At 57.4% G+C, this 18,393-nt stretch carries 18 protein-coding genes; 11 read left to right on the top strand and 7 right to left on the bottom strand.

Annotation, left to right across the window (positions count from 1 at the left end; translation table 11 throughout):
* Window positions 1-85: 85 nt before the first annotated feature.
* The 5 genes from traF (at window position 86) to trmL (ending at window position 5,218) form a co-directional block, all read left to right on the top strand.
* Window positions 86-1,411, top strand: coding sequence for a conjugal transfer protein TraF (gene traF, locus BKP64_RS18775; RefSeq protein WP_070973385.1), 1,326 nt, complete (start codon window positions 86-88; stop codon window positions 1,409-1,411).
* Window positions 1,412-1,551: 140 nt separating this feature from the next.
* Window positions 1,552-2,673 carry a tRNA nucleotidyltransferase/poly(A) polymerase-related protein gene (locus BKP64_RS18770; protein ID WP_070973383.1) on the top strand — a complete coding sequence of 374 codons (1,122 nt, stop codon included), beginning with the start codon at window positions 1,552-1,554 and terminating at the stop codon, window positions 2,671-2,673.
* Between the two features lie 9 nt (window positions 2,674-2,682).
* Window positions 2,683-3,429: a pteridine reductase gene (locus tag BKP64_RS18765; protein WP_070973381.1), complete on the top strand. Its 747-nt coding sequence runs from the start codon at window positions 2,683-2,685 to the stop codon at window positions 3,427-3,429.
* Between the two features lie 140 nt (window positions 3,430-3,569).
* Window positions 3,570-4,748, top strand: a complete 1,179-nt coding sequence (locus BKP64_RS18760) for an acetyl-CoA C-acetyltransferase (RefSeq protein ID WP_070973379.1) — start codon at window positions 3,570-3,572, stop codon at window positions 4,746-4,748.
* A gap of 5 nt (window positions 4,749-4,753) precedes the next feature.
* Window positions 4,754-5,218: a tRNA (uridine(34)/cytosine(34)/5-carboxymethylaminomethyluridine(34)-2'-O)-methyltransferase TrmL gene (gene trmL / locus BKP64_RS18755; protein ID WP_070973377.1), complete on the top strand. Its 465-nt coding sequence runs from the start codon at window positions 4,754-4,756 to the stop codon at window positions 5,216-5,218.
* Between the two features lie 70 nt (window positions 5,219-5,288).
* Here the strand turns inward: trmL and secB are convergent, their stop codons facing one another.
* Both secB and BKP64_RS18745 read right to left on the bottom strand, forming a co-directional pair.
* A complete protein-coding gene (secB, locus tag BKP64_RS18750; RefSeq protein ID WP_070973374.1) occupies window positions 5,289-5,792 on the bottom strand; it encodes a protein-export chaperone SecB in 504 nt (167 codons plus the stop codon).
* A gap of 140 nt (window positions 5,793-5,932) precedes the next feature.
* On the bottom strand, window positions 5,933-6,349 hold the full coding sequence (locus tag BKP64_RS18745; RefSeq protein WP_070973372.1) for a rhodanese-like domain-containing protein: 417 nt from the start codon (window positions 6,347-6,349) through the stop codon (window positions 5,933-5,935).
* Window positions 6,350-6,491: 142 nt separating this feature from the next.
* Here BKP64_RS18745 and gpmM point away from each other — a divergent pair, with 142 nt between their 5' ends.
* The 4 genes from gpmM (at window position 6,492) to BKP64_RS18725 (ending at window position 11,534) form a co-directional block, all read left to right on the top strand.
* A complete protein-coding gene (gene gpmM / locus BKP64_RS18740) occupies window positions 6,492-8,039 on the top strand; it encodes a 2,3-bisphosphoglycerate-independent phosphoglycerate mutase (RefSeq protein ID WP_070973370.1) in 1,548 nt (515 codons plus the stop codon).
* A gap of 35 nt (window positions 8,040-8,074) precedes the next feature.
* Window positions 8,075-9,193 carry a murein hydrolase activator EnvC family protein gene (locus tag BKP64_RS18735; protein WP_070973785.1) on the top strand — a complete coding sequence of 373 codons (1,119 nt, stop codon included), beginning with the start codon at window positions 8,075-8,077 and terminating at the stop codon, window positions 9,191-9,193.
* A gap of 95 nt (window positions 9,194-9,288) precedes the next feature.
* Complete coding sequence (locus tag BKP64_RS18730; RefSeq protein ID WP_070973368.1) at window positions 9,289-10,710, top strand: S41 family peptidase; 1,422 nt, start codon at window positions 9,289-9,291, stop codon at window positions 10,708-10,710.
* On the top strand, window positions 10,707-11,534 hold the full coding sequence (locus BKP64_RS18725; RefSeq protein ID WP_083329267.1) for a divergent polysaccharide deacetylase family protein: 828 nt from the start codon (window positions 10,707-10,709) through the stop codon (window positions 11,532-11,534). The genes BKP64_RS18730 and BKP64_RS18725 overlap by 4 nt, the downstream gene beginning before the upstream one ends.
* Here BKP64_RS18725 and hisF read toward each other — a convergent pair.
* The 5 genes from hisF to BKP64_RS18700 form a co-directional block, all read right to left on the bottom strand.
* Complete coding sequence (hisF, locus tag BKP64_RS18720) at window positions 11,531-12,304, bottom strand: imidazole glycerol phosphate synthase subunit HisF (RefSeq protein ID WP_070973367.1); 774 nt, start codon at window positions 12,302-12,304, stop codon at window positions 11,531-11,533. The genes BKP64_RS18725 and hisF overlap by 4 nt on opposite strands.
* Before the next feature lie 11 nt (window positions 12,305-12,315).
* On the bottom strand, window positions 12,316-13,053 hold the full coding sequence (gene hisA / locus BKP64_RS18715) for a 1-(5-phosphoribosyl)-5-[(5-phosphoribosylamino)methylideneamino]imidazole-4-carboxamide isomerase (protein ID WP_070973364.1): 738 nt from the start codon (window positions 13,051-13,053) through the stop codon (window positions 12,316-12,318).
* Between the two features lie 38 nt (window positions 13,054-13,091).
* Window positions 13,092-13,730 carry an imidazole glycerol phosphate synthase subunit HisH gene (gene hisH / locus BKP64_RS18710; RefSeq protein WP_070973363.1) on the bottom strand — a complete coding sequence of 213 codons (639 nt, stop codon included), beginning with the start codon at window positions 13,728-13,730 and terminating at the stop codon, window positions 13,092-13,094.
* Window positions 13,731-13,761: 31 nt separating this feature from the next.
* Window positions 13,762-14,355: an imidazoleglycerol-phosphate dehydratase HisB gene (gene hisB, locus BKP64_RS18705; RefSeq protein ID WP_070973360.1), complete on the bottom strand. Its 594-nt coding sequence runs from the start codon at window positions 14,353-14,355 to the stop codon at window positions 13,762-13,764.
* Between the two features lie 118 nt (window positions 14,356-14,473).
* Window positions 14,474-14,935, bottom strand: a complete 462-nt coding sequence (locus tag BKP64_RS18700; RefSeq protein ID WP_070973783.1) for an SRPBCC family protein — start codon at window positions 14,933-14,935, stop codon at window positions 14,474-14,476.
* Window positions 14,936-15,124: 189 nt separating this feature from the next.
* Between BKP64_RS18700 and BKP64_RS18695 the strand changes: the two genes are divergently transcribed.
* A complete protein-coding gene (locus BKP64_RS18695; protein ID WP_070973359.1) occupies window positions 15,125-17,296 on the top strand; it encodes an AsmA family protein in 2,172 nt (723 codons plus the stop codon).
* The gene (gene mutY / locus BKP64_RS18690; protein ID WP_070973356.1) at window positions 17,296-18,360 is read left to right on the top strand and encodes an A/G-specific adenine glycosylase; all 1,065 of its coding nucleotides are present in this window, start codon (window positions 17,296-17,298) and stop codon (window positions 18,358-18,360) included. Before BKP64_RS18695 ends, mutY begins: the two co-directional genes overlap by 1 nt.
* The last annotated feature ends 33 nt before the right edge of the window (window positions 18,361-18,393 follow it).

The raw sequence follows: 18,393 nt of genomic DNA, 5'->3' as shown, positions 1-18,393 counted from the left end.
CATGAGCGGCCACGCGTTCTGCTCTAACCTCTTCCCGACGTAATCTTTTATTTACACCTTTACTCGAAAAGAAACAGGATCCTGCATGAATGGTAACCGCCTGACCAAATTGTCCCTGGCCATTGGCCTGTCTGTCGCATCCACATCCGCACTGGCAAGCCCACAGCAGTTTATGTCTTCGCGCTCGTTTGCCATGGGCGGTACAGGCGTTGCCACGGCGCAGCCCGCCGATGCCGCTGCAACCAACCCTGCCCTGATGGCCGGCAATCATCACGACTGGTCCGACGATTTCGGCCTGATGCTGCCTTCTTTCAACGTGCGGGCAGCCGATGAAGAAGAGACAGTCGATCAGGTTGACGACATCCAGGACGTCATCGACGAGTTCAACCGACTGGTTACCGACCTGCAGAATACGCCGTCCCAGCCAGGGGCTGAAGCGCTGGCGACAAATGCAACCGACCTCCGTGACCGACTGGTAAATTTTGATGAAGACACCGTGCGCGCAAATGTCGGACTCGGCCTGGCCGTTGCGTTTCCCGGCAAGGCCGTCTCTGTCGGTGTGTTCACCAATGCAAACATGACCGCGACAGTGCGAGGAGAGCTCTCAGACAACGACCGCATCCTGCTGGACGACATTGTTACCGCAGCAAATACCGGCACCGTCAATGATGTTGAAACAGTCATCAATAACGCGCCGGTTGATCAGGATGGCAATATTCAGTTCAACTCCCGAGGCCGGGTTCTGGCTTCCGCAGTCGGGGAAGTGGGCATCAGCTTCGCTCGTTCTTTTGAGCTGACCAACGGCAACAGCTTCCAGCTCGGACTGTCTCCCAAATACGTTGAGCTGCGCACCTTTCAGTACACCGAGTCGGTCTCTGGTTTCGATGACAATGAGTTCGATGGAGACCAGTATCAGACCGACAAGAGCGGCTTCAATCTGGATGTTGGCGCAGCCTATTCATTCGGCGACGAGAGTCAGTGGACGGCCGGCGTGGCGGTAAAAAACCTGATTCCAATGGAGCTGGATTCAAAAGTAAGCCCAGATCCACTCAAACAGGAAGAGCTAAGGACGCTGGAGCTTGACCCCATGGTCACTGCCGGCATTGCTCATAAGAGCGAGTACCACGTGATCACCGCCGAGGCTGACCTCACGAAAAAGGAAGCCTTCGGTTACGAGGATGACACTCAGTGGGTCGCCCTCGGCGCGGAATTCGACGCCTGGCGTTATGCACAGCTGCGCCTCGGTGTCCGCCACAATCTGGCGAGCAACGAGAACAGCAACGGCATTGAGGAGAAAACCCAGTTCACCGCAGGTCTTGGCCTGAATCTGCTGGGCCTGCGCATGGATCTTGGCGCCCTTTACAGTGATGCCGATGTGGGCGCCGCCTTGGAGTTTGGCACCGCATTCTGACCTCAGAACAGTGTTCAAAAAGGCCCGCCCGGTAGTCACCGGCCGGGTCTTTTTTATTCAGCGATTGAAGCCGGTTTGCCACGCCACGCCGGGAACCGGATAATTCCGGCAAACATTAGCCGAAAGGAACCTTCCGCTCCATGCAAACCTATCTGGTCGGTGGCGCTGTGCGCGATGAACTCCTTGGCCTGGACGTGAAAGACCGGGACTGGGTTGTGGTCGGTGCCACACCAAAGGAAATGCTCGACCGTGGCTTCAAACAGGTGGGTGCGGATTTCCCGGTTTTTCTCCATCCCGAAACCCGGGAAGAATATGCCCTGGCCAGAACCGAACGCAAACACGGCCACGGCTACCACGGCTTCAGCGTCTACAGTGCGCCGGACGTCACCCTGGAGGAAGATCTCATCCGCCGGGACCTCACCATCAATGCCATGGCCAGAGACGAACAGGGTGAGCTCGTGGACCCTTTCCATGGCCAGAGAGACCTTGTAAATCGCAAACTTCGACACGTCTCCGAAGCCTTTACCGAAGACCCCCTGCGTATTCTCCGTACTGCCCGGTTTGCGGCGCGATTTCAGCCCATGGGATTTGAAGTCTGTGAAGAAACCATGGCGCTGATGCGCGCCATGGTCGCCGATGGCGAAGTGGACCACCTGGTTCCGGAGCGGGTCTGGCAGGAGATTCAGCGGGCACTGCATGAAAGGGAGCCCGGCACCTTTTTTGAGGTACTCCGGGACTGCAAAGCCCTGGACGTGCTCGCGCCTGAGCTGGTTCCGGAAAGCCCGTTTTCCGCAGCTCTCGCGGCTCTCCGCTGCATCCACCGCCAGCAAGGCTCCACCGAGGAGCGGCTTGCTGCACTCATGTCGCCACTGCCCGAAGATGCCTGTAACGCCCGGACAAAAGCCCTCAAGGCACCCAATGACTGCCAGAACCTGGCTCGTCTGACAGTGGTATTTATCCCGGCCATGAAGAGCCTGGCCAGCAATCAGCTGACCGGCGAGAGCCTGCTTGCCCTGCTGGATGCGGCCGATCTCTGGCGTCGCCCGGAACGGTTTTCCGCCTTAATCAGAGTGTTGCCATGCTCGTTGCCCGAGACCGACCGCACTGCTGTCACGTTACTGGAGCGCGCCGCCAGCGCTGCCTCGGGAGTGTCACCGAAGACACTGATGGAACACGGATTCAAGGGCAAAGCTCTGGGCGAAGCAATCCACGCAGAGCGCTTGAAACGTATTAACCGTGCGTTGTCACAGACACCATCCTGAGGAAAGATTATGGCTGATACGTCTCCCGTTGTGCTCGTTACCGGCTCTGCCCATCGTCTGGGAGCACGCACAGCCCAAGTGCTTCATGAGCGGGGCTGGAGGCTGGTCATCCATTACCGTAGCCGCGAGAAACAGGCGAGCGCATTGGTGGCGAGCCTGAATGGGATCCGCCCGGATTCGGCGACCGCCATTCAGGCAGACTTGAGCCAAATGGACGAGGTAAGGAAACTGGGCGAGCAAGCGGTCGCCCGCTGGGGAAGACTGGATGGACTGGTGAACAATGCCTCGGTTTTCTACCCCAATCCGACTCCGGAGGCGACCGGGGAAGACTGGGACACAGTGCTCCATACCAACTTGAGAGCTCCCTTTTTCCTGCTTCAGGCCTGCCTGTCGGCGCTTCAGAAAAACGGCGGCTGTGTTGTTAACCTGATCGACATTTACAGTGAAAAACCGCTGGCCGACCATCCGCTTTACTGCGCCAGTAAGTCCGGGCTGGCCGCCCTGACCCGTTCCTGGGCGAAGGATCTGGCGCCGGCGATACGGGTCAACGGGGTTTCCCCGGGCGCAATTCTCTGGCCCGAGGGTGAAGCTGCCATGGATGAGAATCACCAGCGAGCCATTCTTGAGAAAACGCCCCTGGCACAAACAGGTACTCCAGATGATATCGCCAGAACCATTGCCTTCCTGATGTGCGATGCGCCTTTCATAACCGGGCAGATTCTAGCCGTGGACGGTGGCCGAAGCCTCAACATGTAACCATTTTCGGAACCGTCCAACCGTGTCACTTCCGGAGCCTCTTTGGCCGCTCGGGGCTTTCCGGATACAATGCCAGCAGTTTTTCATCCTGCCGGCGCGGATAAAGCAAGGTCCCCGCCCTTTCAAACCGGAGAGAATCCATGCGTGATGTCGTCATTGTTGCTGCCAAGCGGACTGCCATCGGAACTTTTGGCGGCGGCCTGTCCAGCCTGAGTGCAGACCAGCTCGGCACCGCCGTTATAAAGGCCATCCTGGAAGAAACCGGCGTTGCCGGCAATCAGGTAAATGAAGTTGTACTCGGCCAGGTCCTGACGGCCGGCTGTGGCCAGAACCCGGCCCGCCAATCCTCTATCAATGCCGGCCTCCCGGCCTCCGTACCCGCCATGACCATCAACAAGGTTTGCGGGTCAGGCCTCAAAGCCGTTCATATGGCGGTGCAGGCCATCCGCTGCGGCGACGCGGAACTGATGATTGCCGGTGGTCAGGAGAGCATGAGCCAGGCCCCTCACGTACTGCCCAACAGCCGCAACGGCCAGCGCATGGGCAACTGGACCATGATCGACACGATGATCACGGATGGTCTTTGGGATGCCTTCAACGACTACCACATGGGTGTGACTGCCGAGAACATAGTCGAGAAATACGGCATCAGCCGGGAAGAGCAGGATAACTTCGCCGCAGCGTCCCAGCAAAAGGCCGTTGCCGCCCAGAAAGCGGGTTATTTCGACAGCCAGATCGTGCCTGTATCTATCCCCCAGCGTAAAGGCGACGCGGTTGTCGTAGACACCGACGAAGGTCCGCGAGATGGCGTGACCGGAGAAGGGCTGGGCAAGCTGCGGCCGGCATTCAAGAAAGATGGTACGGTCACGGCCGGCAACGCGTCGTCGCTGAACGACGGTGCGGCTGCTGTCATGGTGTGCAGTGCCGAGAAAGCCAAAGAGCTTGGCCTGACTCCTCTTGCCACGCTCAAGGCGCACGCCAATGCCGGCGTCGACCCCACCATCATGGGCACAGGTCCGATTCCCGCCAGTCAGCGTTGCCTTAAACTGGCCGGCTGGAGCGTGGATGACCTCGACCTGATCGAAGCCAACGAAGCATTTGCCGCCCAGTCCATCTCCGTAAACCGGGATCTTGGCTGGGATACCAGCAAGGTCAATGTTAACGGCGGCGCGATCGCCCTGGGCCACCCTATCGGTGCGTCCGGCTGCCGTATTCTGGTTTCCCTGCTGCACGAGATGGTTCGCCGTGACGCACACAAGGGCCTGGCTACCCTGTGTATCGGCGGCGGCATGGGTGTTGCCCTCGCTGTTGAGCGCTGATCTCCATGCTGAACGTGGTGCTGTACGAGCCGGAAATACCGCCGAACACCGGCAATATTATCCGGCTCTGCGCCAATACCGGCTGCCTGTTGCATCTGATTGAGCCCCTGGGTTTCACTCTGGAAGACAAGCAGATGCGACGCGCAGGCCTGGATTACAGTGAATATGCCAGCATACGGGTCCACAAGAGCTACCAGGCATTCCTGGAGAGTGAACAGCCACGGCGGTTATTCGGGCTCACGACCAAGGGCGTCCACCATTACCACGAAGTACGCTACCAGGAAGGCGACTACCTGATGTTTGGCCCCGAGACCCGGGGCCTGCCAGCCGCTGTCAGGGAGTCTCTCCCGACTGACCACTGCCTGCGCGTACCCATGCGACCTGAAAGCCGAAGCCTGAACCTGTCAAATACCGCCGCCCTGGTGGTTTATGAGGCCTGGCGACAGCTGGGGTTCACCGGAGCCAGCTAGATCACCCTGGGCCCGGACACAAAAAAACCGGCAAAAGCCGGTTTTTTTTCTTCTTCGCACCAAGCCCGGATTAATGAGTCTTCTGCTCTTCCTTGGCTTCGCCAGCAGCTTCTTCCTGCTTGCGCTTCAGTGCCTGGGCATAGATCGCATCGAAGTTTACCGGGGCGAGCATAAGCGCAGGGAAACTGCCCTTGCCAACAACACCATCAATGGCTTCGCGCGCATAGGGAAAGAGGATAGTCGGGCAGTAGGCTCCCAGCATCTGACCCAGCTGCGCACCTTCTATGCTTTGCACCAGAAATACGCCTGCCTGCTGGATCTCAACGATGTAAGCAACTTTCTCACCGACCTTTGCGGTGACCGTCAGGGACAGGACCACTTCGTACTGGTTCTCGCTTACTTTGTTGTGCGAGGTGTTCAGATCCAGATTAACCTGTGGCTTCCACTGCTCCTGAAACACCGTTGGGGAATTGGGTGATTCAAAAGACAGGTCCTTCACATAGATCCGCTGAAGGGCAAACTGGGGTTGGTTCTCGTTTTCAGTGCCTGCTGCGGCTTGCTGATTCTCAGCCATTTTCAGTCCTTTCGTTCTCGATCATGGGCTTGGGCCCGTTGTTATGAGGTTTGCTGCCGGAACAGTTTACTTCGCGACACCGCCAGCTTATGTGAAACAGTGCGGCAGATTGCGCTCCAGATCAAGAGCCCTGACCGGCCTTACTTTTTAACCAGCGGCAGATTGCTCGCTTTCCAGTCGCTGATGCCACCGTTAAGACGCACAACGTTGCCGAAGCCTTCGGCATTAAGCTGCTTGACCGCCATGGCGGAATGCTGGCCCATCTTGTCGGCAACGATAATCTGCTTTTCCTTGAACTTGTTCAATTCTGAAACGCGGCTCTTCAAGCTGTTCAGAGGGATGTTAATAGAGCCGGTGATGCGCCCCTCTCCGAATTCCTTCCGATCCCGGATATCCACAACCACTGCTTCGTCCTTGTTGATCAGATTGACCGCACCCTGGGCCGATATCTTGGTACCGCCCCGGCGGGACTCAAGGAACAGGATGGCGAGCAAAAAGGCCACAAACAGCGCGACAAGAATGTAGTGGTTAACAACAAATTCAAACAAGCGGTCCATGAAAGTACCCTGGAAAATAATTTGGCAGGATTATACACACACCGGCGCAGTCACAGAAGGCGGTCAACATGGCTTGTGTAAATGAAAACGGTTAGAATCTGCGCTCCCCTTTATTAACTTTTCCAACCAACCGGACGAAGTGATGACTGCGACGCGCAAGCCGACTGCACTGATTATCCTGGACGGCTGGGGCTATCGTGACCCCGCTGAGGACAACGCCATCAGCAATGCCAGCACCCCGTTCTGGGACAAACTGTGGCAAAACCAGCCAAAGACCCTGATCAATACCTCGGGTATGTTTGTCGGCCTGCCACAGGGCCAGATGGGCAACTCCGAAGTTGGCCATATGAATCTGGGCGCTGGCCGCGTGGTTTATCAAAGCCTCACTCGTATCGACAAAGACCTTGAAGACGGCGATTTCCAGAAAAATGAAGTGCTTTGCTCTGCCATCGACAAGGCCGTAAGCAGCGACCGCGCCGTTCACCTGATGGGGCTTTTGTCCCCGGGTGGCGTCCACAGCCACGAAGACCACATTCTGGCCGCCGCTGAACTGGCAGCCTCCCGCGGCGCCAAAGAAGTCTACATCCACGCTTTCCTGGATGGCCGGGACATGCCTCCTCGCAGCGCCAGACCGTCACTGGAAAAGGCGGCAGCCAAACTCAGTGACCTGGGCGTTGGTCGGGTCGCTTCAATCGTTGGCCGCTACTACGCTATGGACCGGGACAATCGCTGGGATCGCGTGGAAGCAGCTTACAATCTGATGACCCAGGGCACTGCGAAGTATACCGCTGCCGATCCCGTTAACGGATTGGAACAGGCCTACGAGCGGGGAGAGAACGACGAGTTTGTGGCACCAACCCGGATTCACGCAGCCGGCGAACCCGAAGGCACTATCAACGATGGTGACACCGTGCTGTTTATGAATTTCCGCGCCGACCGTGCCCGGGAAATGACGCGCACGTTTGTCGAAAAAGACTTCGAAGGTTTTGACCGCCGCAAGCACCCGGAACTCGCCGATTTTGTGACACTCACGGAGTACGCGGCTGATATCAAGGCAGACTGCGCTTATCCGCCCGAGCAACTGAACAACGGCCTCGGCGAATACATGGCGAAACAGGGAAAGACCCAGCTGCGAATCGCGGAAACAGAGAAGTACGCACACGTCACCTTCTTCTTCAATGGTGGCCTGGAGACGCCGTTCGAAGGAGAAGATCGCATTCTGGTGCCGTCTCCCAAGGTCGCCACTTATGATTTGCAACCGGAAATGAGCGCACCGGAAGTTACCGACAAACTGGTTGAAGCCATCAAGAGCGGAAAGTACGACCTGGTGGTATGCAATTACGCCAACGGCGACATGGTAGGCCACACCGGCAAACTGGACGCCGCCATCAAGGCCGCCGAATGCCTCGACCACTGCGTACAACGCGTGGTGGAAGCGCTTGACGAGGTAGGTGGTGAAGCCCTGATTACAGCGGACCACGGTAACTGCGAGCAGATGACCGACCCGGACTCCGGCCAGGTCCATACCGCCCACACCATTGGCCCGGTCCCCCTCGTCTATACCGGGCACCGCAACATCAGCCTCCTGAATGATGGCAGCCTGAGCGATGTGGCACCGTCTCTACTGGCGCTTATGGGCCTGAAGCAGCCCGGGGAGATGACCGGGCACAGCCTGGTTAAAATCGGTTGACTGCAAGACCAATAACTTTGTTTCAGCTTATTCCGATGCTGGCGTTTGCCCTGCTCGCAGTCGCAACGCCGGCAGTTGCCCAGGAAGAGGTAACGCCAGCCCAGATCGAGAGCCTCAAGGAACGCATTGAGGACATCGACGAGTGGCTGGCGGATGCTGAAGAAGACCGCTCCGCACTGGAGCGCCAGCTGGCTGCGGCCGAGCGCACGATCAGCCGCCTGACCCGTGAACGCCGCTCTCTTCGGGCCAGGGCCCGGGAACAGCAGCAACGTCTGGGCGAACTGGAGCAGGAAGAACAGACGCTCACCCGCACACTCGACCGTCAAAGGGAAAGCCTGAAACGGCAGATCCGGGCGGCATGGATGGAAGGTGATGCCCCCGCCGTCAAGGTTCTTCTGAACGAAATCGATCCGGACAAGGTCGCCCGGACCATGACCTATTACGAATACCTCAGCCGGGATACGGTCGAGCGCCTTGAGGCCTTCAGAAAAAGCCTGCAGGATCTCAAGAAAGCCCGGGCCGAGGTGCAGGCCACGCGAGCCGAACTGGCTCGAACGGAAGTCGATGTGGCCAAGCGACAAGAGCAACTGGCGAACTCCCGGAAGGAGCGTCAGCAGACCCTGGCAGCGCTGAAGTCCGATATTCTAAACAGGCGTGGGGAGCGGGAAGACCTCGAATCCGATCGCAAACGACTTGAGAAACTGCTGAAAGACGTCCAGCAGGCGATCGCCAGCATCCCTTCACCGAACGAATCGAAACCGTTCCGCTCACTGCGTGACAAACTTCCCTGGCCGGCACGGGGCAAAGTCCTGAGCGGATTTGGGGACCGTTATGCGGAAGGCAAGCTTCGTCGTAACGGCCTGCTTATCCGCACAGACGAAGATGCCGAAGTGAAGGCGATACACTATGGGCGGGTTGTGTTTGCCAACTGGCTCAGGGGCTTTGGTCTTATTACCATAATTGATCATGGCGACGGCTACATGACACTCTATGGCCACAGCAGCAGCCTGTTCACAAGCCCGGGAGACTGGGTAACTGCAGGCGAACCCATTGCCCTGGCCGGCCGGACCGGTGGCACGGACGACCCCGCGCTCTATTTCGAAGTGCGTCACAATGGCAAGCCGGACAACCCAAGGAGATGGCTGTCAAACTGAAACTCTCTGAGGGCTGACAAACGCCCGCGCTAACGCCATACTGTCGTGAATCAGGGATATCAGCCCAACTACCGGAATAAAAACAGGATATGTGAATGAAACGGGTAAGAAATAATCTCCAGACCTTTCCTTTGCGCTCCATCGCTCTCGCTACCTGTTTTGTCCTATCCCCCGGTCTCGCTCTCGCGCAGGAAAAAGAACCCGTCGCCCAGCAGCTTCTGGAAGGCGTACAAAGTGGCGAGCGGGTCGAAATCAAGCTTCCCGATCCGGAACAACAGCTGCCCCTGGACGACTTGCGCAAGTTCACCGAAGTCTTCAGCCGCATCAAGGATGCCTACGTTGAAGAGGTAGACGACCGCCAGCTCCTCGAAAGCGCCATCAAGGGCATGCTTTCTGACCTGGACCCCCACTCCACCTATCTCGCGCCCAAGGACTACGAAGAGCTGGAAGAGAGCACTTCCGGTGAGTTCGGAGGCCTTGGCATTGAAGTCGGAATGGAAAACGGTTTCGTGAAAGTCATCTCGCCGATCGATGACACTCCGGCCCAGAAAGCCGGCGTTCAGGCCGGTGACCTGATCATCAAGTTGGATGAGAAACCGGTAAAAGGCATGGGCCTCGAAGAAGCCGTTAAGCTGATGCGCGGCAAGCCTGGCTCGATTCTGACACTGACCATTATGCGAGAGGGCGAGAGCGCCCCGATAGAAATTGAAGTCAAGCGAGACATCATAAAAGTCACCAGCGTTAAATCGCGGATGGTCGACAACGGTTACGGCTACGTTCGCATCACGCAATTCCAGGCGGATACCGGTGATCAATTCCAGAAGGCTCTGAACAAGCTGGAAGCAGAGCGTGGCAGCGACCTTGACGGTCTTGTCATTGATCTGCGCAACAACCCGGGAGGGGTTCTGCAGGCAGCCGTTGCAACCGCCGACGCACTGTTAGACGAAGGCCTGATTGTTTACACAGAAGGCCGTATTCAGAGCTCACGACTCCGCTTCAGCGCCAAGGCCGGCGATGTCATGGCAGGAACACCCATTGTGGTGTTAATTAACGGTGGCTCCGCCTCTGCGTCGGAAATCCTCGCGGGCGCGCTCCAGGATCAAGAACGCGCAGTTATTATGGGCACCCAGTCCTTCGGTAAAGGCAGCGTTCAGACGGTCATTCCGCTCGACGAGACCCATGCTATCAAAATGACGACCGCCCGCTATTACACGCCAAACGGGCGCTCTATCCAGGCAACCGGCATTAAACCGGATATTCTGGTGCGCCCAGCCGAGCTTAAGGAGCTGGATAGCCAGCCGTTCTTCACCGAGGCAGACCTCACCGGCCACCTTGAGGGCCAGAATGAAGGCAAAAAGCCGGCTCAGAGTGAAGAGCAAAGCAATGCGGATACGGTATCGTTGGCCAGCCGCGACTACCAGCTACGCTCAGCCCTGAATCTGCTCAAGGGACTCCAGATTCTTAATCGCAAAAACCAGACAGATACCGATACCAAGGCACAGGGAACCGCTCAGTGAGATTGTTCCCGCTTCTGACCTTGCTAGCGGCAACCCTGGCCGCACCAGTGGCAGCAGCCGAATCGGCTAAACGCCCTGCTGCCACTTCCCTGCCCCCCACCATCGCCATCATCATTGACGACATGGGGCACAACCTGGAAGAGGGTGAACGGCTTGCCAGGATGGACCAGCCCCTCACTCTGGCATTTCTACCCTACCGGCGCCATACAGTGCCTCTCGCGCAGATGGCCTGGCGGCAACACAAGGAAATCATGCTGCACGCCCCTATGGCCAATACCCGCAATTTCGGCCTGGGACCAGGCGGGCTAACGCCCGACATGGATGAACAGAGCATGGTCACCACCCTGCGACGGGCCCTTCAGTCGATTCCTCACGTGCAGGGCGTCAACAACCACATGGGCAGCCTGCTGACCCAACAGCTCCAGCCCATGGATTGGGTGATGAAGGAACTCAACCGCTACCCGGTTTACTTTGTGGACAGTCGGACCATTGCATCCTCGATTGCCAGCGACGTTGCTACGGCTTATAAGATTCCCAATCTGAAGCGCGATGTTTTCCTGGACCACCAGCAAACCGAGGAGTATGTCGACAAGCAGTTCAAGTTACTGATTCAGCGGGCGAAAGAGAATGGCAGTGCGGTGGCTATCGGGCATCCACACAAGGTGACCGTGGACTACCTGGAAAAACACCTGCCCCTGCTGGACCAGCAAGGCGTTGCAATAGCCACCATTAGCGGGCTATGGGCGATGCGCAACAGCAATCATGAGATGTTTGCAGAAGGGGAAAAGCAGGCCATACGACCTGCCTTTGCACAGAAACGCTAATCCCGGACCTCAATACCCTGGGCTTTCATGAAGGCTTTGGCCTCCGGAATTGAGTGCTGGCCGAAGTGAAAGATCGACGCTGCAAGCACCGCATCGGCACCACCTTTGGTGACACCATCGGCCAGGTGCTGAAGCTCGCCAACACCGCCTGAAGCAATCACCGGCACGCTCACTGCGTCGCTGATGGCGCGGGTCAGCCCGAGATCAAAACCGATCTTGGTGCCATCGCGGTCCATACTGGTGAGCAACAACTCGCCAGCCCCCATTTCCACCATCTTGCGGGCCCACTCTACGGCATCCAGACCGGTTGGTTTGCGGCCGCCGTGGGTAAAGATCTCCCATCGAGGCTCCTCACCCTCAGAACTGACCCGCTTGGCATCAATGGCCACCACAATACATTGACTGCCGAAACGCCCGGCAGCTTCACGAACAAATTCCGGATTGAATACCGCCGCCGTATTTATGGAAACCTTGTCTGCCCCTGCATTGAGCAGCTTGCGAATATCATCCACGGTGCGCACACCGCCACCAACCGTAAGCGGTATAAAAACCTCTGCCGCCATGCGCTCCACGGTTTCATAGGTGGTGTCGCGACTCTCGTGGCTTGCCGTGATATCGAGAAAGGTGATTTCATCCGCGCCCTGTTCGTTATAGCGACGGGCAACTTCAACCGGATCGCCAGCGTCCCGTATATCAACGAAGTTAACGCCCTTCACCACGCGACCCTTGTCCACGTCCAGGCAGGGAATAATGCGTTTGGCCAGACCCATGATCGCTCCTCTTACGCTTTCAGGCTATCGCAGAAGGCCTGAGCCTCAGCCACATCCAGCGTGCCCTCGTAGATCGCACGGCCGGTAATCGCGCCCAGGATGCCTTTGTTCGCCACCGTTGCGAGGCGCTTCAGGTCGTCCATGTTGGTCACACCGCCGGAGGCGATCACCGGGATACCCCCCGCTTCCGCCAGCGCAGCTGTCGCCTCAACATTCACACCCTGCATCATACCGTCGCGGCTGATGTCGGTGTATACAATCGAGTCCACACCATCATTGGCGAACCGCCTGGCCAGATCTGTCGCCATGACCTCGGAGACCTCAGCCCAGCCGTCTGTCGCAACGCGGCCGTCTTTTGCGTCCAGCCCGACAATGATATGACCAGGAAAGCGCTTGCACATCTCAGTGACAAAATCGGGCTCTTTCACTGCCTTGGTGCCAATAATGACCCACTGCACGCCCGCTTTAAGATAGGCTTCGATCGTTTCCGCAGAGCGGATACCGCCACCAATCTGAATGGGCAAGTCGGGATATTTCCGGGCAATTGCCTGAACAATTTCGCCATTGACCGGCTCACCGGCAAAAGCACCGTTCAGATCTACCAGGTGCAGGCGACGCGCGCCGGCTTCCACCCAACGGGTGGCCATGTCGACGGGGTCATCCCCGAATACGGTGGAGTCATCCATCCGGCCCTGGCGCAGGCGCACACATTTGCCGTCTTTAAGATCAATGGCAGGGATAATCAGCATAAAGCAATGTCCGTGTTGTTCGTTCAGATGCTCCGGCGTTACTTGCCGGACCAGTCAACAAAGTTTTTCAGAAGCTGCAGGCCGGCCCGGGCACTCTTCTCCGGGTGGAACTGGACAGCAAAGATGTTGTCCCGCGCCACGGCAGCGGCCAGATCCACGCCATAGTGACTGCGACCGGCAATCTCCGTATTGCCCTCGGCTTCTGCGTAGTAGCTGTGCACGAAGTAAAAGCGGTCACCATCGGGGATGTTGTGCCACATTGGATGATCGACGGTCTGATACACCTCGTTCCAGCCCATGTGCGGCACCTTCAGGCGCTCACCCTTCTCCACCAGGTTATCGCCGAAGAAGCGGACCTGGGACGGGAACAGGTTGATACAGTCAACGCCGCCGTTTTCCTCGCTTCGGGACATCAACGCCTGCATGCCTACACAAATACCCAGAAACGGGCGATCCCTGGAGACTTCACGCACCAGGGTATCAACCCCGAGACGACGGATCTCGTGCATGCAGTCACGGATGGCGCCGACACCGGGCAGGATTACATGATCTGCCTCACGGATCTGCTCGGCGTTATCGGTAACCAGCACCCTGACATCCGGCGCTACATGCTCAACGGCTTTGCGAGCGGAATGCAGGTTTCCCATACCGTAGTCGATAATGGCAACGGTCTTCATAGTGAAATGCGGTGTCCTGTTCGGTGACGGATTACAGAGAGCCTTTGGTGGAAGGCGTGATACCCGCCATCCGATCATCCATTTCGATCGCCATGCGAAGTGCACGGCCGAAGGCCTTGAAGACGGTCTCGATCTGATGGTGAGTATTTTTGCCCTTCAGATTGTCGATGTGCAGGGTCACCAGAGAGTGGTTTACAAACCCGTGGAAGAACTCCTCGAACAGGTCCACATCAAAGCCACCGACCGAGCCGCGGGTATAGGGCACATCCATCATCAGGCCGGGACGGCCCGAGAGATCGATCACCACACGGGAAAGCGCTTCGTCCAGGGGAACATAGGCATGGCCGTAACGCCGGATACCTTTCTTGTCTCCCACTGCCTGTTTGAAAGCCTGGCCCAGGGTAATACCGATGTCTTCCACGGTGTGATGATCATCGATATGCAGATCGCCCTTGGCCACAACGGTGAGGTCCACCAGCCCGTGGCGGGCAATCTGGTCCATCATGTGATCAAGGAAGTGTACACCGGTATCAAAACTGGACTGACCGGTGCCATCGAGATTGATCTCGACGGTAATCTGGGTTTCAAGGGTATTTCTTTCTACCCGAGCCTTACGTTCGGCCATGGGGACTCCGTAGCAAATAGGCGGCACAGTGCCGGGAAAAGTCTATCCGCGGATTATACCTTTTCTGCCCGCCGGAGTCCCACAACCGGTTTAATCGACCCGATAGTGATAAGGAACCTCAGAACGCTTTCTTGAGATTGCTCATGTAGGTATCCACGAGGCTGTTGAACTCGTGTTTGATGACCGGACTGATGGCCAGTTTCAGCAGGCTGGGCAGAGGTACTGTCAGCTCCGCACTGGTACGGAATTTTACAGCTGTGGCGTTATCGCCCCTGGACGTCACAATCCAGGAACCGCTCACCACACCGTTGCCTTCACCTTTCACCGGTTCCCAGGTGATCTTGCCCGCGTCCTTATCCGAATAATACTTGCAGGCATAAATGGACTGAATCGCGTGTTTGTCGACGCCCACTTTCTCCATTTCCCAGCGGAACGTGTTGTCACCAAGATCCGTCAGTTTATGGACTTTGGGGAAGTGGCTGGCCGAACGGGGCACATCCGCCAAAAGTTCAAAGACTTCATCGTAGCTACCTGGAATTTCAAGGTCCCGGTTCAGCTCAATCGAAACGGTAATAGCCACAGCCAACTCCTTATTGTGTTTGTATGAATCAATGTAGTCTGAAAAATGAGGACGTGTATTCTGGCCCAACACTACGGCATTGTCATACTCCCGCACTGTTAATTTGTTAACCCTGCGTTATCCTTTAACTAATTAGCGCCCGGATTCGCCCAAAATCCTGAAAGCTCGCCGGAAAAGGAAGCCTGTATCATGAAAGCCGTTCGTTATCTGCTGATCGCTATAGTTGCGCTGATCATACTGGCTGTTGTCACCGTTGCCATCGCCATGGCCGTGATCAACCCCAACGACTACAAACCACAGATTGAGCAGGCTGTTGAAAAGCAGACCAACCTCGACCTTGTTCTGGATGGCGATATTGGCTGGTCCTTTATCCCACTGGGCCTTGAGCTCAACAACGTGGAAGCCAACCTTGAAGGCAGCCGTTTCGTCGCGCTGGAACAGCTCGTGGCCCAGATTGATTTCTGGTCGCTGATTGCCATGTCACCGCAGGTGGATACCTTTGTTCTGAATGGACTTGATGCCCGCCTGGAAGTGAATGAACAGGGGGAAGGCAACTGGACACGGATAATGCCTGAACCCACCGGCGATGCCGGACAACCAGCAGCCACAGAGCAGGCGCCAGCTACCGAGACTGCTGACGCAGGTACGGGTGGTGCGCCGCTGAACTTCAATGTCGACAATGTGCAGATCAGCAACGCCCAGGTGCACTATACCGACAAGAGTACCGGCCAGGACGTCACCCTTGAGAACCTCGCCGTCAATGCCAGCGACATCACACTCGGTTCCGAATTTCCCCTGGACATAAGCTTTCGGGTAGAAACAGCCAAACCGGCCTTTCAGGTGGATGGCAGCATCAGCGCCCGCCTCGCGGCCAACGAAGCCCTCAACGACTTTGCCGTGTCCGGCCTGAAAGCGGTCTTCGACATGAGTGGGGAACCGTTTGGCGGCAAGTCCGCAACCGCAGAGCTGGGCGGCTCTGCAAAGGCCAACCTGGAAAACGAGACCGCCACGCTCAGCGGCTTTAGCGCCAGCCTTGCGAATCTTTCTCTGACCACCGACCTGAACATTACAGGCTTCGGCGACAAACCGGCAGTCAGCGGCAAGATCGACATCGGAGAGTTCTCCCTGAAGAAACTGCTCAGCAACCTGGGCCAGCCTGCGATTGAAACCAGCGACCCTGATGCCCTCAGCGCTCTGGCCTTTTCCACCAGCATCGGCGGCCCGGCGGGCAAGCCTGAGCTGACCGGCCTGACGCTCAAGCTGGATGACACCACGTTTAATGGCTCCGGCAGCTACACCCTCGCCAACAGCGGCATCGTATTCAACCTCCAGGGTGACAAACTCAACGCTGACCGCTATCTGCCACCCAAAGCGGAAGGTACCGAAGCTGAGGCGGCCCCGGCAGGAGACACACAAACTGCACAGGCAACTCAGGAAAGCGACCTACTCCCCCTGGAAACCCTGCGCTCTCTGTTGCTCGATGTTAAATTCGGGCTTGGTCAGCTGATCGTCAGCAACCTGACCATCAACGAGATCAAGGCCAGCACCACTGCCAGGAACGGTGTGCTCAAAGTGGATGAATTCAGCGGCAAACTTTACGAGGGAAGCTTTGGCGCGAACGTCACGCTGGATGCGCGCACGGATAACCCGAAATGGACGGTGGGATCCAACGTAACCAGCGTTCAGACCCTGCCACTTCTCGCCGACCTGGCGGAAGTCGATATGCTCTCCGGTGGCGCCAACCTGAAAGTGAACGCCACCACCACCGGCAATCGCGTTTCCGTGCTGCGGGAAAATGCCGATGGCCAGATCAGCTTTAACCTGGCCGAAGGTCAGTTCCGCAAGATGAACCTGACCCGCATGGCCTGCCAGGGCATTGCCATGGTTAATCAGGAAAGCCTGGGCACTAACGACTGGGGCACATCCACACCGTTCAATGACATGCGCGGCACGCTCAATATCAATGGTAATACACTAAACAACACAGACCTTGTTGCCTCACTGGCTGGCATGAAACTCGAGGGTGACGGCAGTGTCGACCTGCAGCAAACCACACTTGACTATGAAGTGGGCCTACGCATTGTTGGCGAGATCCACCGTGATGAGGCCTGTCGGGTTACCGAGTACGTTCAGAATGTGGTGATCCCGGTGGAGTGCAAAGGCAACTTCTCCGAAGATCCGGCCGGGTTGTGCTCCTTTGACGGCTCACGCTTCCGCGACACTCTGAAAACCATTGCCGCCAACGCTGCAAAAGCCAAGGCAAAGGAAGAGGTAGACAAAGCCAAAACCAAAGCTGAAGAAAAGGTAAAAGAGAAAATCGGCGAAGAACTTGGCGACAAACTGAAAGGTCTGTTCAAGTAATGGCAGACAGCTTCGCCGACAAACTGCTGAACTGGTATGACAAACACGGCAGGCATGACCTGCCGTGGCATTATGACCAGAGTGCCTACCGGGTCTGGGTCTCTGAAATCATGCTTCAGCAGACCCAGGTCGCCACAGTCATCCCCTACTTCAATGCATTCATGGAACGCTTTCCAAGCGTACAGGCACTGGCCGAGGCACCGGTGGACGATGTACTGAGTCACTGGTCCGGCCTCGGCTATTACGCCCGGGCGCGAAACCTGCAAAAAGCCGCTAAAACCGTCGTTGAAGACTTTGGCGGCAGGTTTCCTGAAACACAGGAAGAACTGGAAACGCTGACCGGGATTGGCCGCTCCACGGCTGCAGCTATCATCGCGCAGGCATTTGGCAAACGGGCCGCAATTCTCGACGGCAACGTCAAGCGGGTACTGGCACGCTACCAGGCTGTCCCAGGCTGGCCCGGACAAACCGCGGTTCTGAACCAGTTGTGGCAGCATGCGGAGCAGCATACCCCCGGATCACGGGTGAGAGACTACACCCAGGCCATCATGGACCTGGGTGCCATGGTCTGCACCCGCAGCCGCCCGGCGTGCGATGGCTGCCCTCTGCAGCAAGACTGCACCGCTTATGCCCGCAATGAAACAAGCCTGTACCCGGGTTCCAAGCCGAAAAAGGTCAAGCCTGAGAAAACCACCTGGATGGTGATTCTGGAGGACAACGAGGGGCGCATCTTGCTGGAGCGCCGCCCGCCCAGCGGAATCTGGGGGGGACTCTGGAGTCTGCCGGAGCTGGACCCCGCATTTGGTTCAGATGAACTTCAGGAGGCATGCGAACAGCAACTGGGCCTGAACTGTGGTGAACCCCGTCTGATCAGCGGCTTTCGCCACACCTTCAGTCACTACCACCTGCACATACAGCCCGCCCGGCTCAGTGTCACCCGTCAAGAAGGCATTGCCGATGGTGACCGGCTACGCTGGCTGCACCGGGATGAGGCTCTGACCCTGGGGTTGCCTGCCCCTATTCGCACCCTGCTCACGGAACCTGGGCAGGCCCCCCTTCTCTGAGCCAGTCGGGCGTGCCCGCTGCGCCCTATCTGT

The sequence above is a fragment of the Marinobacter salinus genome (assembly GCF_001854125.1).
Taxonomy (GTDB): Bacteria; Pseudomonadota; Gammaproteobacteria; order Pseudomonadales; family Oleiphilaceae; genus Marinobacter; species Marinobacter salinus.
Note: the sequence above shows the minus strand (reverse complement) of the source record. Positions and strands in the feature narration are given on the sequence as shown.

Bases quoted from the DNA above. Each gene is read 5' to 3' on its own strand.
- BKP64_RS18760 (WP_070973379.1), top strand. From the start codon at position 3,570: ATGCGTGATGTCGTCATTGTTGCTGCCAAGCGGACTGCCATCGGAACT.
- BKP64_RS18765 (WP_070973381.1), top strand. From the start codon at position 2,683: ATGGCTGATACGTCTCCCGTTGTGCTCGTTACCGGCTCTGCCCATCGT.
- mutY (WP_070973356.1), top strand. From the start codon at position 17,296: ATGGCAGACAGCTTCGCCGACAAACTGCTGAACTGGTATGACAAACAC.
- hisB (WP_070973360.1), bottom strand. From the start codon at position 14,355: ATGGCCGAACGTAAGGCTCGGGTAGAAAGAAATACCCTTGAAACCCAG.
- traF (WP_070973385.1), top strand. From the start codon at position 86: ATGAATGGTAACCGCCTGACCAAATTGTCCCTGGCCATTGGCCTGTCT.
- BKP64_RS18695 (WP_070973359.1), top strand. From the start codon at position 15,125: ATGAAAGCCGTTCGTTATCTGCTGATCGCTATAGTTGCGCTGATCATA.
- hisF (WP_070973367.1), bottom strand. From the start codon at position 12,304: ATGGGTCTGGCCAAACGCATTATTCCCTGCCTGGACGTGGACAAGGGT.
- hisH (WP_070973363.1), bottom strand. From the start codon at position 13,730: ATGAAGACCGTTGCCATTATCGACTACGGTATGGGAAACCTGCATTCC.
- hisA (WP_070973364.1), bottom strand. From the start codon at position 13,053: ATGCTGATTATCCCTGCCATTGATCTTAAAGACGGCAAATGTGTGCGC.
- BKP64_RS18770 (WP_070973383.1), top strand. From the start codon at position 1,552: ATGCAAACCTATCTGGTCGGTGGCGCTGTGCGCGATGAACTCCTTGGC.
- gpmM (WP_070973370.1), top strand. From the start codon at position 6,492: ATGACTGCGACGCGCAAGCCGACTGCACTGATTATCCTGGACGGCTGG.
- secB (WP_070973374.1), bottom strand. From the start codon at position 5,792: ATGGCTGAGAATCAGCAAGCCGCAGCAGGCACTGAAAACGAGAACCAA.
- trmL (WP_070973377.1), top strand. From the start codon at position 4,754: ATGCTGAACGTGGTGCTGTACGAGCCGGAAATACCGCCGAACACCGGC.
- BKP64_RS18735 (WP_070973785.1), top strand. From the start codon at position 8,075: ATGCTGGCGTTTGCCCTGCTCGCAGTCGCAACGCCGGCAGTTGCCCAG.
- BKP64_RS18745 (WP_070973372.1), bottom strand. From the start codon at position 6,349: ATGGACCGCTTGTTTGAATTTGTTGTTAACCACTACATTCTTGTCGCG.
- BKP64_RS18730 (WP_070973368.1), top strand. From the start codon at position 9,289: ATGAAACGGGTAAGAAATAATCTCCAGACCTTTCCTTTGCGCTCCATC.